This is a genomic window from Legionella sp. JM-2024, from assembly GCF_055389095.1.
Map to the genome: position 1 here is coordinate 775,848 of NZ_AP039388.1, position 14,451 is coordinate 790,298.

Below are 14,451 nucleotides of genomic sequence, written 5' to 3' on the forward strand. Positions count from 1 at the left end.
CATCATTGAACTCTATTGTTTTTAGTAGAAAATCTATTTCCAGATATAGAGTAGGGTTTGTTGACATTTCGTTTCCGTGATCCTGCTAAAGCGCCTACAAGCCACAGTACGTTGGGGCTATAGAGCAATTGTTAACAGACCTGGTGTGCAAAGCGATTTCATGGAGAACTATATGAGCAAAAAAGCGATAGCTGTAGGGATTGTCATCGCACTTTTTTTCATTACAGCAATTTGGTTTGCGTATCGTTTTGTACAACAGGAAGAAAATCAAAATTGGCTAACCCTTTATGGAAACATTGATATTCGTGATGTGACTTTATCATTTCGTGTTTCAGGGCGTATCTTGGCAATGGATGTTGATGAAGGAGCTCATGTCAAAAAAGGGCAAGTACTTGCCAGACTTGATAAAGATACTTTTAGAGCGAATCTTGAAATGGCAAAAGCGCAATTAGAGCAGGCCATGGCTAATCAAAAAAATGCAAGCAGATCCTATAAAAGACGTGCTCAACTGGTTGACGATGGTGCTGTATCAAAAGCGCTTTTCGATGATGCTGTTGCTCTAAAAGATTCGAGTAGTGCCGAAGTTTCTGTAGCAAAAGCAAATCTTGATAAAGCGAACATATCACTTAACGATACTGAAATTCATGCCCCTACTCATGGGACGATACTTACCAGAATTCAGGAGCCAGGTGCCATTGTTAATATAGCTGAACCAGTTTATACCTTAGCTATTGATAATCCTGTATGGGTACGAACCTACGTTGACGAACCATCTTTGGGTAAAATTTATCCAGGACAAGAGGCCTTGGTTTATACTGACTCCAATCCAGAGAAACCCTACAAAGGTCATATTGGTTTTATTTCCCCTCAAGCGGAATTCACACCAAAAATTGTTGAAACGACTCAATTACGAACAGATCTTGTCTATCGGATAAGAGTAGTCATTGATCAGCCTGATAATGGATTAAGGCAAGGGATGCCTGTTACTGTGAAAATCCATTTAAACGCGAATTCATAATAATGAACAACTCAGAACCACTTGTCTGTATCAATGCAGTCAGTAAATCCTTTCCTGGAAATAGTGATCCGGCATTAGACAATATTTCTGCAAAAATTTTTGAAGGGCAAATTACCGGTTTAGTCGGACCTGATGGTGCTGGAAAATCAACCTTAATGCGTCTTATCTGCAGCTTAATGCTACCTTCGCAAGGAACAATCACAGTAGATAAACTCAATACTGAAACCGATGCGGAAAAAATTCATGCCATCACAGGTTATATGCCGCAAAAATTTGGTTTGTATGAAGATTTAACTATTATAGAAAATTTAAGGTTATATGCTGAACTAAGAAATCTACATGGCGAAAAACGTGAGCAGCAATTTAGAACATTACTTAAATTTACCGCACTTGAGCCTTTTCAGAAACGTTTAGCTGGAAATCTCTCGGGAGGGATGAAGCAAAAATTAGGCTTGGCTTGTGCTTTAATGGGTGAACCTAAACTGTTATTGCTTGATGAACCGAGTGTTGGTGTAGACCCGATCTCCAGAAGAGAGTTGTGGACTATGGTTCAAGGACTACTTGGAAAGGGTATGGGGGTTATTTGGTCAACAGCTTATCTTGATGAGGCTGAAAAGTGTGATCAAATTCTTTTACTCAATGCAGGAAAGCAAATATATCATGGGAAACCCGGGGATTTTTTACAAAAAACACAAGGTCGAACTTTTCAAATCTGTGGCGTTTCTCCATTAAATCGTCGTGAAGCTTTAATGAATGCATTAAATACTTCTGAAGTTATTGATGGTGTGATTCAGGGTAAGAATATTCGTATTGTAATTAGTGATAAAAAGATAAAGCCTGATTTGGCTTCTATAACTGATGAATCGAGTGTTAGTTTTCAAGAAGTTGAGCCGCGTTTTGAGGATGCTTTTATTGACAGCCTGGAAGCTAAAATAAGTGGTCATTCTCTATTGGCTGAACATATTGCTGAAAAACCTCATAGTGACAAACCTATTATCGAGGCTCGAAAACTAACGAAACGCTTCGGTAATTTTACTGCTGTTTCAAATAATGAATTTACAATCAAACGCGGTGAAATTTTTGGTTTATTAGGTCCTAATGGGGCAGGTAAATCAACGACATTTAAAATGATGTGTGGCTTATTGCAACCCACAGAAGGACAAGCTTTTGTGATGGGGCTTGATTTGAAAACCTCCTCATCAGAAGCTAGAAGTCTTATTGGTTATATGGCACAAAAATTTTCACTATACAATCATTTGGATTCATTGCAAAACATGCGTTTTTTTTCAGGTTTGTATGGTTTGTCAGGAAAAAGGCAAGAAGCACAAATAAACAGTATGATTGAAATTTTTGATCTTAAAAAACATTTAAAGCAAAATTCCGGGGATCTTCCTTTGGGTTTTAAACAACGCCTTGCTCTGGCTTGTGCCGTGATGCATGAACCGGATGTGCTGTTTTTAGATGAGCCGACTTCCGGTGTTGATCCATTGACTCGTCGTGAGTTTTGGACGCATATTAATGGCATGGTGAATAAAGGGGTTACCGTTATGGTGACTACTCATTTTATGGACGAAGCAGAATATTGTGACCGTATTGCACTGATTTATAGAGGGAAAAATATTGCTACAGGAACTCCTGATGATTTAAAGGATAAAGTACGAAACTCGACTTTGCAAAATCCTACACTGGAAGATGCTTTTATTGAGTTAATTCGTTTGGATGAATTACAAGAACCGGTGCATTAGGGGGATATTGGTTGAATATTCGTTTTATAAAAGCATTGGTTATTAAAGAAACCCTACAAATTATCCGTGATCCAAGTACTATATTAATTGCATTTATACTCCCTTTAATTTTACTTTTCATTTTTGGATATGGTGTTAATTTGGATACTGACCGTGTCAAGTTTGGTCTTTCATTAGAAAGTTATGACTCCACAACCATCAGTTTTTCACAGGCTTTTAACAGTTCGCGATTTTTGGATGTATCCAATGCAACCAGCAGGCAAGAATTTAGTCATGGATTGGTTAATGGTACGATTCGCGGTTTGGTTGATGTTCCTCAGCGACTTACTGCAAATATGTTGAGTGGGAATCCCAAGCCATCCTTACAAACTATTGTAGATGGTTCCTATCCTCAAGTTGCCGGTTTTGCTGAAAATTATGCTCTTGGTGTTTTGCAAACCTGGCTTAGCTCACAAGCCTATGAACATGGCCAAACGACAATCAAATCAGGCATTAATGTAGAGCCAAGATATTGGTACAACCAGGAGTTAAAAAGCCGAAATTTTCTTATCCCGGGTTCGATTGTTATTGTTATGACTTTAATTGGAACCCTACTTACATCACTCGTGATTGCGCGTGAGTGGGAAAGGGGGACTATGGAAGCGATGATGGCAACTCCAATTTCTATTGTGGATATCATTTTAGGTAAATTAATACCCTACTTTGTGTTAGGAATGGGCTCTATGTTTTTATGCACCATTATCGCGACTTTATATTATGGAGTACCTTTTCAGGGAACTATTTTGGCCCTAACATTAGTGTCTGCTGTTTTTTTAGTGGCTGCTTTAGGGCAGGGATTATTAATTTCCACTCTTGCAAAAGACCAGTTTGTGGCCTCACAATTGGCTTTGATGTCTGCTTTCTTGCCTTCATTTATTCTTTCAGGGTTTATTTTTGAAATTTATTCGATGCCAAAAGTGATACAATTACTTACTCATTTATTTGCGGCACGTTATTTTGTTACAAGTCTGCAAACCTTATTTTTAACTGGTACTATATGGTCTCTTTTGATTCGTTGCCTTTTTGCAATTGCATTGATTGGATTTGCTTTCTTTTTTATTACAGCGCGTAACACCAGAAAAAGGCTAGATTAATGGGAAAATTATCTCCATCAACAAGAATTTTTGCCCTTGTAATTAAGGAAATTTTGACTTTATTCAAAGATCCAAAGGGGAGATTGGTATTAATAGGACCTCCGCTTCTGCAATTGTTTGTTTTTTCATTTGCTGCCACAATGGAAATTAAAAACGTTTCTTTCGGAATTTTTAATCAAGACTCTGGAAAACATGGTTATGAAATTATTCAACGCTTTATAGGTTCGCCAACTTTTTCAAGAGTATTTTTTATTCAAAAACAATCGGATATTCAATCGATAATTGATAATCAAAAAGCAATGGTTGTAATGACCATACCTCAAGATTTTTCTCGTAAAATAGAAGCCAATTTACAAGCTAATGTTCAATTGATTCTCGATGGACGCCGTTCCAATGCCACTCAAATTGTGAACGGTTATATCAATAACATTATTGGGAACTACGCTCAGGAACTACAAAAAACAAGTCGTGCCACAACAATGACACCCCCTGTTATGGTAACCCGTAGCTGGTTTAATGAGAATTTACTTTATATGTGGTTTACAGTTCCTTCTTTGGTGTGCATATTATCCATGTTGATTTCGCTGGTGATCACAGCATTATCTGTGGCCAGAGAAAGAGAACTGGGAACTTTTGATCAATTATTGGTGTCCCCCCTGACTCCCTATGAAATTCTGATAGGTAAGACCATTCCGGCTATTATAATTGGGCTGGCTGAAGGTCTTATAATGTGGGCTGCTGCTGTTTGGTTATTTAAAGTTCCTTTTTACGGCTCATCCTTACTTATGGTTTATATTTTATTTATTTTCATTATGTCAACTGTGGGTGTTGGGCTATTTATTTCTTCTATGTGTAAAACTCAGCAACAGGCAATTTTGGGTGTGTTTATCTATATGGTGCCTGTTGTAACGCTTTCTGGTTATGCTTCTCCGGTTGAAAATATGCCGGAATGGCTTCAGGATTTAACATGGTTTAACCCTTTAAAATTTACCTTAATAGCGGTAATTGGCATTTTTTTAAAAGGCATGCCAGCTTTAGAGGTTTTTATCACAACGTGGCCACTTCTATTGGTAGGGGCTGTTACATTATTTATTGCTGGCTGGTTTTTTAAACAGCGTATGGAGTAAGGAACAGTATGGACAGAAAATTAGTGCTACTATTCAGTATTTCTCTATTATTTGGCTGTACTGTCGGCCCTAACTATCAACGCCCAGAAATTAAAGTTCAGGAGAAATGGCCAACAAGTAAAGTCGAGAGCAAAACGTCTAATAGCTCCCCTATTAATTTAACCTGGTGGAAATCATTTCATGATCCATTGCTTGATCGATATATTAATGAAGTGGCTACGAATAATCTTGATATCAAAGTGGCAGAAGCTCGTATCCGTCAAGCTCGAGCTATGAAAAAAATGGCTATAGCAAATTTTTATCCAATGATAAATGGGTCTGCCAGTGCGAACTCTTTACAAATCAGTAAAGGTACTTTGGAAGGTTTTACCTCAAATACATCAACATTAACTCTCATTGATAGAAATCAATGGATATATAATTTAGGTTTTGATGCACAATGGGAATTGGATTTATTTGGTAAAACACGAAGAAAGGTTGAGGCTAGTAAAGCAAGTCTTGAAGAGGCCTATGAAACACGTCGTTCAATTTTATTATCTACCATAGCTGAGATTGCAAGAAGTTATGTTGAGTTGAGAGGAGCCCAGCAATTATATGCTGTGGCACAAAAAAATGTGCAATTACAGAGAAAAACACTATCACTTGTTCGTCAACAATACAAAGCAGGAGTCACTAATGAAGCAAATGTTTCCCTGGCTGAAGGCCAATTAAAAAACACAGAATCTATTTTACCTAATTATATTGCACAAATGCAGGTGAATGCGTATCAAATTGCCGTTATGTTAGGTAAAGAGCCGCAGGCAATTCTTAAGGACATTTCAAAAGTTCGCCCTTTACCCAAGCCACCTAAAAAAGTACCTATGGGATTGCGTTCAGATATTCTGCGCCAACGTCCAGACATAAGAGCAACAGAGCGGCAATTAGCGTCTGCAGTTGCGGAAATTGGTGTAGCGGTCGCTGATTTTTTCCCGCAATTCAAACTTTCAGTTTCTAATCTTGCTTTTCAGAGTACATCACTTGATACTTTATTTAAATCCAGCAGTGGATTTTGGATCATGGGCCCTCAGGTCAGTTTACCAATATTTCATGGCGGGCAAATAAGAGCTAATGTTGAGAGTAAAAAGGAGAGTGCTCAACAGGCAGCGCTTCAATATAAAAAGATTATCCTTCAGGCATTGCAAGAGACTCAGAGTGCCCTTGCTCGGTATAGCCAATCCATTGATACGAACAACAGTTTGCGTTCTGCTGTTATAGCTAATGAACGAGCAGTTCGATTTGCCAAGAAACGGTTTCAATATGGAGAGGACGATTATTTATCACTTTTGCAATCCGAGGGTGCTCTTTTAAACACAGAAATTCAAGAAATTAATTCTGAAGTGTCTTCATTAACCGCGTTGATCAGTTTATATAAAGCTCTTGGTGGAGGCTGGGAAAATTTTGAGGCTTAAAGTAGGAGCTTTCAAATAAGACAATCAAATAGAAAAGAGTCCTGGCTGCAACAAGCGACGTCGATGAAATGAATCAAACAGGAATCTCAGTTTTTTTCTCCGGGGGAATAATAAAGCATGCAATCAGTATTGCAGTGAAAGAAACAACGATTAATAAAGACATAGCACTTTGTAATACTCCAATGGAATAAGAGTGAAGCTCCTCTATTTTGACATGATGCCAACTATAGAGGATACGTCCAATACTCCATAATACCCCTGCCCCTACAAGTTGAGATATTAAAATATTGAAACTAAATGCACTCGCAGCGATGTCAGGGGGAGTACACAGTTTGGTTATGACTATTGTTAAAACAAATGCTCCTACAGTGATGCCTAAAATCAGAAGACATACTATGGATATCAATAAAGGCAAATTAAAGTATAGAAGTAACAATAAAGAAATCGTGGCCAGAGAGGGAGAGCAAATCATTATCAATTTTAGACCCAATTTCTTAGCAAGTATTGAGTGAATAGGACTACCTAAAGCATAGCCTATAAAAATTAATCCTGACAAAAATTCACTGAATTCAAGATCATATCGATATTTAGTCATCATAAAAGGAGCACACCAAAAGCTAGCAAAAGCAATAATGGGGGTCAGCATAATCCCCCCATAAATTCCTGGAATCCAGGCTCTTCTGGTTCTCAAAAATATGCTAAAATCATCCAATATTTTTTTCATCCCAGATTGAGGATTATCATGTTTTTCTTCTTTTTTAAGAAAAATAAAGAGTAAGAAAGCCAAAATCACAGTGAAGTAACCTGCGTATTGTATTATTAATCTCCAGTTTTCATAGCTACTAGCCCACGCTAATAACATGCCACTAGAAATTGCTCCAATAGTGCCGATAGAAATGGTCAGTGCAGAAAGTATTGAAAATAAATGGTCAGGAAAATACATTCTAACAATTGTCTGAGCTCCAATTAATGCGAAAGCTGCGGCTGCTCCCATTAGTAAGCGAGCCATATCCAATTCACTGTAATATGTCGCTTGGGAAAAAAGAAAACAAGCCAATCCCGCTGCAAGGGATGCCAAAGGCATCATGATTCTCACCCCAAATCGATCAATTAAAATTCCAGAGACAGGCAAAATGCAAACATAGGAAAGAAAAAAGAGAATTGCCAAATCGCTTAATTGTAAAATAGTCAGAGAAAAATCGTGCATAAGATAGCCAGACAAGGATCCTACAGAAACTCGTAAAAAATATTGATGGAAATAGGTTAAAGCGGCTACAAACCATATTATCCAAGCGACCATGAATTTTCTTTTATTAATAGTAATTAATGCAATTATAGATCTGATTTTTATTATTGTATTTTTTTAATAACTTTATTTTAAACAACTGGATTGGATTAACAACATCAAGACGTATCCAATACCATTAGCGAGATCAAACATTTTATTATGACACTGTTCTGTTCCTTCAACAGAATATCGCCAGTTTTTGCTCAAATTGAATCAAACCTTTAAATTAAAAGTACGCATATTACTGACTAATCTTACTAATAGAAGCCTTTTTACAAAGGAGTTAGAAACCTATTAAGGTCAGGTTTTTGGTTTAAACGGTACTGATAAACAACGTAAAAGGCGATGACATTTTTTAGATAGTTTCGTGTTTCTTGCCAAGGAAGGGTTTCAATCCAAATGTCTATTTCTTTTGGTGGATGATTTTTAAGCCAATATACCACCTGTCTGGGGCCGGCATTATAAGCGGCGGCAACAAGAACCGGGTGGTTACTAAATCGTTTGGTTAAATGCTGTAAATAAGCAATCCCAATGTTGAGATTTTTTTGTGATAAAAACAATTGTTTTTGATCCGAGTAGGGTATTTTGCTGGTTTTAGAGACAGCACTTGCTGTTTGAGGCATTACTTGCATAAGTCCTTTGGCACCAGCAATAGATGTGACGTCTTCTCTAAACCCACTTTCCTGGCGAATGATTGCAAATACAAGCTCAGGAGGGATTGCATATTTTGAAGCATAGGTTTTTATTGTGTCTTTATAGGCCAATGGAAATCTTAACAATAGTTGATTGTTAAGGGTATCATTATTGCTTAAGTAAACTGATTTGCCATGCCATTTCAGCTCGGTGGCTATCCAATAGATTAGAGCACTGGCTTCCTCTTTTGGCAGTTCGCTAATAAAGTCATTAAGTAAACGAGATGCTTGCACCGTTTGTTTAGAGTTGTAAAGTGCTCTAACTTGCTCTATAAAGGGTTGATATGGCTTAAGGATGGCTGTATTGGTAGTGGGTTTTTCATTATCAAAACTGGGAGTTTTCTTTAAACGTTTACTGGCTAGAAAGCCATAATAATGCCGGTTTTTGGATAGTGGTTCATAGACTGTAATAGCTTCTGCTTTTTTACCTTGTTTTTCCAAGGCTCGGGCTAACCAATATTGCCAGCAAGGCGTATCTTTATTTTTGGAATTGTTAATTAATATTTCAACCTGTTTCCAGTCTTTGTTTTTCAAAGCGAAGCGTATTTGCCAGTCAACCAATACGTCGTTATAGTATTTTGGTTTGATTTTGGCAAACCATTCCTGAGCATCGGCATGATTTCTCATGGCTTTATATAGGGCTATATGAGCAAGAAAAGCTTGTTTTTGTTGCTCATTTAACATGATTTTGGTTTTATCCTGCCGCCACAAATTAAGGGCTTTATCCATATTAATGGATACTAATCGTTTTAATCCATAAAGATAGAAGTAATCGTTCATTTGACCAGGATTTAATTTAGTGATGTTAGCGGGATTTTGATAAACACTAGTTAAATTATCTATTTCAGTGTTATGTGGTGTTTTATATTGTTTTAACAGGTATCGAGCAAGGTGAAAATTGCGTTTTTCAAGAGCAAGCGTTATGCGTTGAGTAATAAATTTTTGATCGAAATTATCGTGCTTTAAAAGTAAATCAAACAGTGTATTGCAAGCTTGAGGCCTGGACTCTCCTGTTAGCCAGATCGGAATAGAGCCCGTTATAGCTTCCTTATATAAACCTAAATTAAATTTCGCAATTTGAGCGAAGCATCTGAGGTTCATGTCTTTGGAGGGTTGGTAATAATTATTATAGGTTGTCCAGTCTTTGATTCGGGCCAATTCATATAACCATTTATCTCGTAGTTTATTAGCTAGAGGAGTATTTTCTTTTACAAATTCTAAAAATTCAGGCGAGGGTGTGATAGGAAGATTCTCATACCATGTCAGATAGGCATTGAACCTGTCCATGTATGCTTGTCCAGATAAAGCAAACAAGTTCAAAGAACAGAGCAGCCCACATAAAAAAATTACTAATCTTTTCATAATTCCTCTGGATAAGGCTTGAGGGCAATTATTTGGCACTTAACCTAAATTCGACAGTTGAATCTATTATGACCAGCTACTGCACTGAACTTTAATCTTCAGCACATTAGCTGTTATCGCTACGATTCAACTACCGAATTTAGGTTTAAATGCTTGCTAATTGTTCACGCATATTTTTAATGGTTTCATTATAATTACTGCTATTGAATATAGCAGAACCTGCAACAAATTGGTTAGCTCCGGCACGTGCTAAAGAAGCAATATTTTGAGAAGTGACACCTCCATCAACACAAAGGTCGAGATTTGGATAGATTTGGCGAATTTTTGATAGTTTCGGCACCACTTCAGGGATAAGCTTTTGACCTCCGAATCCTGGGTTAACCGTCATTACTAAAACAAATTTTAGATTATGGGCGCACCAGGCTAGTATGTCGATGGAAGTTGCTGGATTAAACACTAGACCCGCTTCACATCCGAGACTATTGATTAACTGCAAACTCCTATCCAGGTGAATGGTAGCATCTGGATGAATACTAATGCGTTTTGCCCCTGCTTTGGCAAATGCTTCAATAAGTGCATCAACTGGGGTTGTCATTAAATGTACATCAATAGGCAAGTGAGGGAATTTTTTGATTAGCGCTTCACAGAAAGCAGGGCCAAAGGTCAGGTTAGGTACATAATGGTTGTCCATGACATCAAAATGAATGAAGTCAGCACCAGCTTTCATAACGGCGTTTACTTCTTCGCCTAAACGGGTCATATCAGCGGACAGTAAAGAAGGCAATATTTGGAATGTCATGATGTTGCTATTCAAGTGTTAGTTTTATATATGATAAGCTGACTTTGGTAAACATTCCAGAGTCATAAACTGTTAGAAACATAATGGGCTCTGCTTTGGATTTCTTGAAATTAAAAATCACGACTATCCGCATTTCACAATCGCGGATAGCGTAATACACTTAATGCTGAAGATTAAGAAGCTTTCTTTTCTACCCAGGACTTAATTATTTATCTAATTTCAAATAGAATCGTCTAATTAAATAATCTATCGATATTTTCCCAGGACCAGTACATAGAAGCATTAAAATCATTATACCCCATTGCATGTGATCGGTAAGACCGGCAGCCCCATCCGGGGTCCATAAAAATTTATAAGAGAATACTGCAAATAAATTAAATAGGAAAAGTGCGAATAAAACGGCTCTGGAACCTATCCCTAAAGCAATTAATACAGGAAAGCCTAATTCGCAGGCCGTTCCCAGATAGGCAGCTAAAGTGGGGGATATGACAGGTACCATGTACTCGTTCTGAAACAAGAAAATAGTTGCTTGCCAATTGCTGATTTTGGTTAAGCCAGACAGGAAAAAAACCTGAGCCAGGTAAAGTCTTGTCACAAGAATGAATATTGGAGCAAGGAAATCAAAGAACTTGTCAGCCAATAAATAAATTTTTGCTATAAATGTTTTCATATAGCCTCCAATGAAAAACGATTAATCCATTGATAGTGAAGAGCTTTAGTTAAAAGATCGCCAATTTTCTCTTCACTAATCCATTTACTTAACTCAGCCACTGCTGTTTGCCATGTTAACTGGTTTCCAGAGGATAAAAATTCCAGAAATACATGCTCCTCCTTACTGATTAGCATAATACAGGGTAACTCATTATGTTGATAAATAACAACTTTTTCAGGGCAGCCTGATATTTGAATTTCTTTATCTTCCTGAAAGTAATTCATGGCCCAAATTTGGTAAATAGGGTATTCAGAGCTGAGTATTTTTAAACCTGGTGCCAGATGAAAACATAATGATTGAAAACCAATATCATCCAGATGTGAAAAGGATTCAAAATCAAAAGGGCAAGCGGGAGAGAGGCTTTTTAATGTATGCCAATGCCATTCAATGCTGCTTAACTCATATAAGTAGGGTACTGCTTTAGCCGGCTCGAAATGAGCAATAAATCGAGAGAGGCTATCACCGTATTGATTGAGGTCGTATTGAGTGGATTGATGAGCATTTATGTAACGATGTAATAAAGCATACCAGAAAGCATCGCCCACTAAACGCAAACAGAGTGGGAAAGTTGATTTCAAATGATTGAATAAAGTGGCATGATGGCTTTCCAAGTACACACCAATACCATCAAATTTTGATGGAAGGAACCGGTTGGATAGCGGATTTGACTGAATTTCCGTTCTAAACTGTGCTATCCATTCATGCTGAATCGTTTCAAGGAGAGTATTACGCATAATGATTCAGACTCCTCTCTGCTACTCGTTTTATTATGGCTTTCGCTTTACACATTTCTTCGTATAATAGAGAAAAATCAGGTAAATTATTATCCCATTCGATGATTGTGGGGGTATTTGCAAAGAGGGTTTGAGCTTTTTCATAAAGCTGCCAAACGTCTTGATAAACTCTATCGCTATGACTATCCAGTAAATAACCCTCTTGTTTTGAAAAGCCTCCAAGATGCATCTGCCAGACGTGTTTGGCATTTATTGATTGAAGGTATTTGTCCAGATCGTCGTTATGGTTATACCAGTTCACATATAAGTTATTGACATCCAATAAAATTCCACAACCTGTTCTTGTGCTCAGCTCATTAAGGAATTCAGCTTCGGTTAAAGTGTTTTGTTGGTAACTTACATAGCGTGAAACGTTCTCAAACATTATTGTTTGGTTGAGATATTCCTGGACTCGATTTGTTTTTTCAATGATGAATGATAATGTTTCCTCAGTATAAGGAAATGGGATTAATTCATGAGTAAAAAATTTGTTGGCATGAGTCCAACAGAGATGATCCGATATTAGATTAGAATTCAAGCAATGAGCTAAATCCTTTATTTGTTGCAAATATTGATAATCTGGTTCAGAGGACGTGGCAATTGACAATCCAACGCTATGTAAACTCAGTGGATAAAGTTCTGCAATTTTGAGTAATTGCTTAAATTGAATTCCTGATTGCTGAATATAATTATCAGCGAGAACTTCAAAATAATCGACAGAAGGCTGTCGATTTAAGATGTTGTCTATATGTTCAAGCCGCAGTCCAATGCCTGAACATCCGGAAAAACATGCGGCTTGATTAATAGAATTATTATTCGCCATTCTACTTAGCTTTTAACTGTTCCGTTAACAAGTTTTTCACAAGTACCTTTGGGCAGGTAAATCCAGTCTGTTGCTGAGCCATCTGTTTTAGATTGACCGGCACAAGCGTGTTGCGCGGTACCACAATCATTTTTGCCAGCTTTAGCCACACCTTGGCATTTTTCCATATCATTTGGAGTATCGGCGCTGGCTGGGACTGTAGCAATTGAAAGTCCAGCGGCCATAACGGCAGCCATTGTTATTTTAGAAATATTATTCATAATGCATATCCTTTGTTATATGTGATTAATCCATATGTTATTTAATAAAATAACGTAATTAGTATAGTATCATTTTTCAATTTGTTACAGAATATAAATAGAATTTCTAAAAGATGGGGAAAGGAGTTATTTGACATTATTTTTCTTCGTCATCAATAAAATAGAAAACATTTCTTGTATCTTTACCTTATACTTTAATAAATCATACCTAAAGGACGAGGAGTATTTTATTATGGCAAAGGATATCAAAATGATTAACCTCGCTTTACAAGGAGGTGGTGCCCATGGCGCTCTGGCATGGGGTATTATCGATAGACTTCTTGAAGATGGCCGTGTAAGTTTTGATGCTATTTCCGCTACCAGTGCCGGAGCAATGAATGCCGCAGTACTTGCTCATGGATTGGCAACGGGTGGAAAGGAAGGAGCTCGAGAAGCGTTACATCAATTTTGGAAGATGGTTAGTGATGCTGGGCAAATATACAATCCACTCAAAAAAACTCCGTTAGAAGAGCTGCTTGGTGTAGGAATTGAAAATTCAATGTCCTATTTTATATTTGACCTGATGACCAAAGTTCTTTCACCCTATCAATTCAATCCTCTTAACTTTAATCCACTTAGAGAAATCTTAGAGCAAACTGTGGATTTTGAAAAAATCAAATCTTGTAAAAGTATTAAAATTTTTGTTTCTGCTACGAATGTTCAAACAGGTAAGATTAGTGTATTTGATAATAAAAAAATTTCAGTAGATGCTGTTATGGCTTCGGCTTGTCTCCCCTTTATGTTCCAAGCAGTTAATATTGGGAAAGATTTTTTTTGGGATGGTGGTTACATGGGAAATCCAGCCATTTTTCCTCTAATTTATAATTCCGACTGCAGAGATATTTTAATTCTTCATATCAATCCCATTTATCGAGAGCACGTTCCTGAAACCGCAACTGAAATTCTAAATAGGGTCAATGAGATTAGTTTTAATTCTTCATTAATGCGTGAAATGCGGGCAATTGCGTTTGTAACTAAATTAATAGACAGTGGTTGGATTAAAGAAGAATATAAAAATAACCTTAAGAAACTTTATATTCATGCAATTCGTGCTGATGTATCAATGCAATCTTCTACTGTAGCTAGTAAATTAAATCCGGAGTGGTCGTTTATTAAACATCTATATGAGGAAGGACGTAACAAGGGAGCTGAATGGTTAAAGGAAAATTTTAAGCACCTTGGGAAAATGACAACTATTGATCTTGAGGAATATTTGTAATTTTAGGTAACAA

The 14,451-nt window shown here is 37.1% G+C and carries 13 protein-coding genes; 6 read left to right on the plus strand and 7 right to left on the minus strand.

The features are described 5' to 3' along the window. The first annotated feature begins 172 nt into the window (after positions 1-172). The 5 genes from ACZ5EK_RS03450 to ACZ5EK_RS03470 are packed head-to-tail and all read left to right on the plus strand — an operon-like array spanning position 173 to position 6,471. Positions 173-1,018: an efflux RND transporter periplasmic adaptor subunit gene (locus ACZ5EK_RS03450; RefSeq protein WP_464431403.1), complete on the plus strand. Its 846-nt coding sequence runs from the start codon at positions 173-175 to the stop codon at positions 1,016-1,018. A gap of 2 nt (positions 1,019-1,020) precedes the next feature. Continuing rightward, on the plus strand, positions 1,021-2,763 hold the full coding sequence (locus ACZ5EK_RS03455) for an ATP-binding cassette domain-containing protein (RefSeq protein WP_464431405.1): 1,743 nt from the start codon (positions 1,021-1,023) through the stop codon (positions 2,761-2,763). A gap of 11 nt (positions 2,764-2,774) precedes the next feature. Further along, positions 2,775-3,896 (plus strand): ABC transporter permease, encoded by a 1,122-nt coding sequence (locus ACZ5EK_RS03460; protein ID WP_464431406.1) that lies wholly within the window; start codon positions 2,775-2,777, stop codon positions 3,894-3,896. After that, complete coding sequence (locus tag ACZ5EK_RS03465; protein ID WP_464431408.1) at positions 3,896-5,023, plus strand: ABC transporter permease; 1,128 nt, start codon at positions 3,896-3,898, stop codon at positions 5,021-5,023. Before ACZ5EK_RS03460 ends, ACZ5EK_RS03465 begins: the two co-directional genes overlap by 1 nt. A gap of 8 nt (positions 5,024-5,031) precedes the next feature. Further along, on the plus strand, positions 5,032-6,471 hold the full coding sequence (locus ACZ5EK_RS03470; RefSeq protein ID WP_464431411.1) for an efflux transporter outer membrane subunit: 1,440 nt from the start codon (positions 5,032-5,034) through the stop codon (positions 6,469-6,471). A 73-nt stretch (positions 6,472-6,544) separates the two neighbouring features. Here the strand turns inward: ACZ5EK_RS03470 and ACZ5EK_RS03475 are convergent, their stop codons facing one another. The 7 genes from ACZ5EK_RS03475 to ACZ5EK_RS03505 all read right to left on the minus strand — a co-directional run bounded on the left by ACZ5EK_RS03475 (position 6,545) and on the right by ACZ5EK_RS03505 (position 13,180). Further along, positions 6,545-7,771, minus strand: coding sequence for an MFS transporter (locus ACZ5EK_RS03475; protein WP_464431412.1), 1,227 nt, complete (start codon positions 7,769-7,771; stop codon positions 6,545-6,547). Between the two features lie 260 nt (positions 7,772-8,031). Continuing rightward, positions 8,032-9,813: a transglycosylase SLT domain-containing protein gene (locus ACZ5EK_RS03480; protein WP_464431413.1), complete on the minus strand. Its 1,782-nt coding sequence runs from the start codon at positions 9,811-9,813 to the stop codon at positions 8,032-8,034. A 145-nt stretch (positions 9,814-9,958) separates the two neighbouring features. After that, entirely contained in the window at positions 9,959-10,612 is a 654-nt protein-coding gene (gene rpe / locus ACZ5EK_RS03485; protein WP_464431414.1) for a ribulose-phosphate 3-epimerase, read from the minus strand. Positions 10,613-10,817: 205 nt separating this feature from the next. Beyond that, positions 10,818-11,282, minus strand: coding sequence for a DoxX family protein (locus tag ACZ5EK_RS03490; RefSeq protein WP_464431416.1), 465 nt, complete (start codon positions 11,280-11,282; stop codon positions 10,818-10,820). Continuing rightward, a complete protein-coding gene (locus ACZ5EK_RS03495; protein ID WP_464431417.1) occupies positions 11,279-12,058 on the minus strand; it encodes an HvfC/BufC family peptide modification chaperone in 780 nt (259 codons plus the stop codon). The genes ACZ5EK_RS03490 and ACZ5EK_RS03495 overlap by 4 nt, the downstream gene beginning before the upstream one ends. Beyond that, positions 12,051-12,920 (minus strand): MNIO family bufferin maturase, encoded by an 870-nt coding sequence (bufB, locus tag ACZ5EK_RS03500; protein ID WP_464431418.1) that lies wholly within the window; start codon positions 12,918-12,920, stop codon positions 12,051-12,053. The genes ACZ5EK_RS03495 and bufB overlap by 8 nt, the downstream gene beginning before the upstream one ends. Positions 12,921-12,925: 5 nt before the next feature. Then, positions 12,926-13,180: a BufA1 family periplasmic bufferin-type metallophore gene (locus ACZ5EK_RS03505; protein ID WP_464431419.1), complete on the minus strand. Its 255-nt coding sequence runs from the start codon at positions 13,178-13,180 to the stop codon at positions 12,926-12,928. A gap of 232 nt (positions 13,181-13,412) precedes the next feature. On the opposite strand from ACZ5EK_RS03505, the gene ACZ5EK_RS03510 reads away from it, so the two are divergent. Continuing rightward, the gene (locus ACZ5EK_RS03510; RefSeq protein ID WP_464431421.1) at positions 13,413-14,438 is read left to right on the plus strand and encodes a patatin-like phospholipase family protein; all 1,026 of its coding nucleotides are present in this window, start codon (positions 13,413-13,415) and stop codon (positions 14,436-14,438) included. Positions 14,439-14,451 lie beyond the last annotated feature (13 nt).

Excerpts from the sequence above, each read along its gene's own strand:
- ACZ5EK_RS03470 (WP_464431411.1), top strand. The coding sequence starts at position 5,032 with ATGGACAGAAAATTAGTGCTACTATTCAGTATTTCTCTATTATTTGGC.
- ACZ5EK_RS03490 (WP_464431416.1), bottom strand. The coding sequence starts at position 11,282 with ATGAAAACATTTATAGCAAAAATTTATTTATTGGCTGACAAGTTCTTT.
- ACZ5EK_RS03505 (WP_464431419.1), bottom strand. The coding sequence starts at position 13,180 with ATGAATAATATTTCTAAAATAACAATGGCTGCCGTTATGGCCGCTGGA.
- rpe (WP_464431414.1), bottom strand. The coding sequence starts at position 10,612 with ATGACATTCCAAATATTGCCTTCTTTACTGTCCGCTGATATGACCCGT.
- ACZ5EK_RS03450 (WP_464431403.1), top strand. The coding sequence starts at position 173 with ATGAGCAAAAAAGCGATAGCTGTAGGGATTGTCATCGCACTTTTTTTC.
- ACZ5EK_RS03465 (WP_464431408.1), top strand. The coding sequence starts at position 3,896 with ATGGGAAAATTATCTCCATCAACAAGAATTTTTGCCCTTGTAATTAAG.
- ACZ5EK_RS03455 (WP_464431405.1), top strand. The coding sequence starts at position 1,021 with ATGAACAACTCAGAACCACTTGTCTGTATCAATGCAGTCAGTAAATCC.
- bufB (WP_464431418.1), bottom strand. The coding sequence starts at position 12,920 with ATGGCGAATAATAATTCTATTAATCAAGCCGCATGTTTTTCCGGATGT.
- ACZ5EK_RS03495 (WP_464431417.1), bottom strand. The coding sequence starts at position 12,058 with ATGCGTAATACTCTCCTTGAAACGATTCAGCATGAATGGATAGCACAG.
- ACZ5EK_RS03510 (WP_464431421.1), top strand. The coding sequence starts at position 13,413 with ATGGCAAAGGATATCAAAATGATTAACCTCGCTTTACAAGGAGGTGGT.
- ACZ5EK_RS03475 (WP_464431412.1), bottom strand. The coding sequence starts at position 7,771 with ATGGTCGCTTGGATAATATGGTTTGTAGCCGCTTTAACCTATTTCCAT.
- ACZ5EK_RS03480 (WP_464431413.1), bottom strand. The coding sequence starts at position 9,813 with ATGAAAAGATTAGTAATTTTTTTATGTGGGCTGCTCTGTTCTTTGAAC.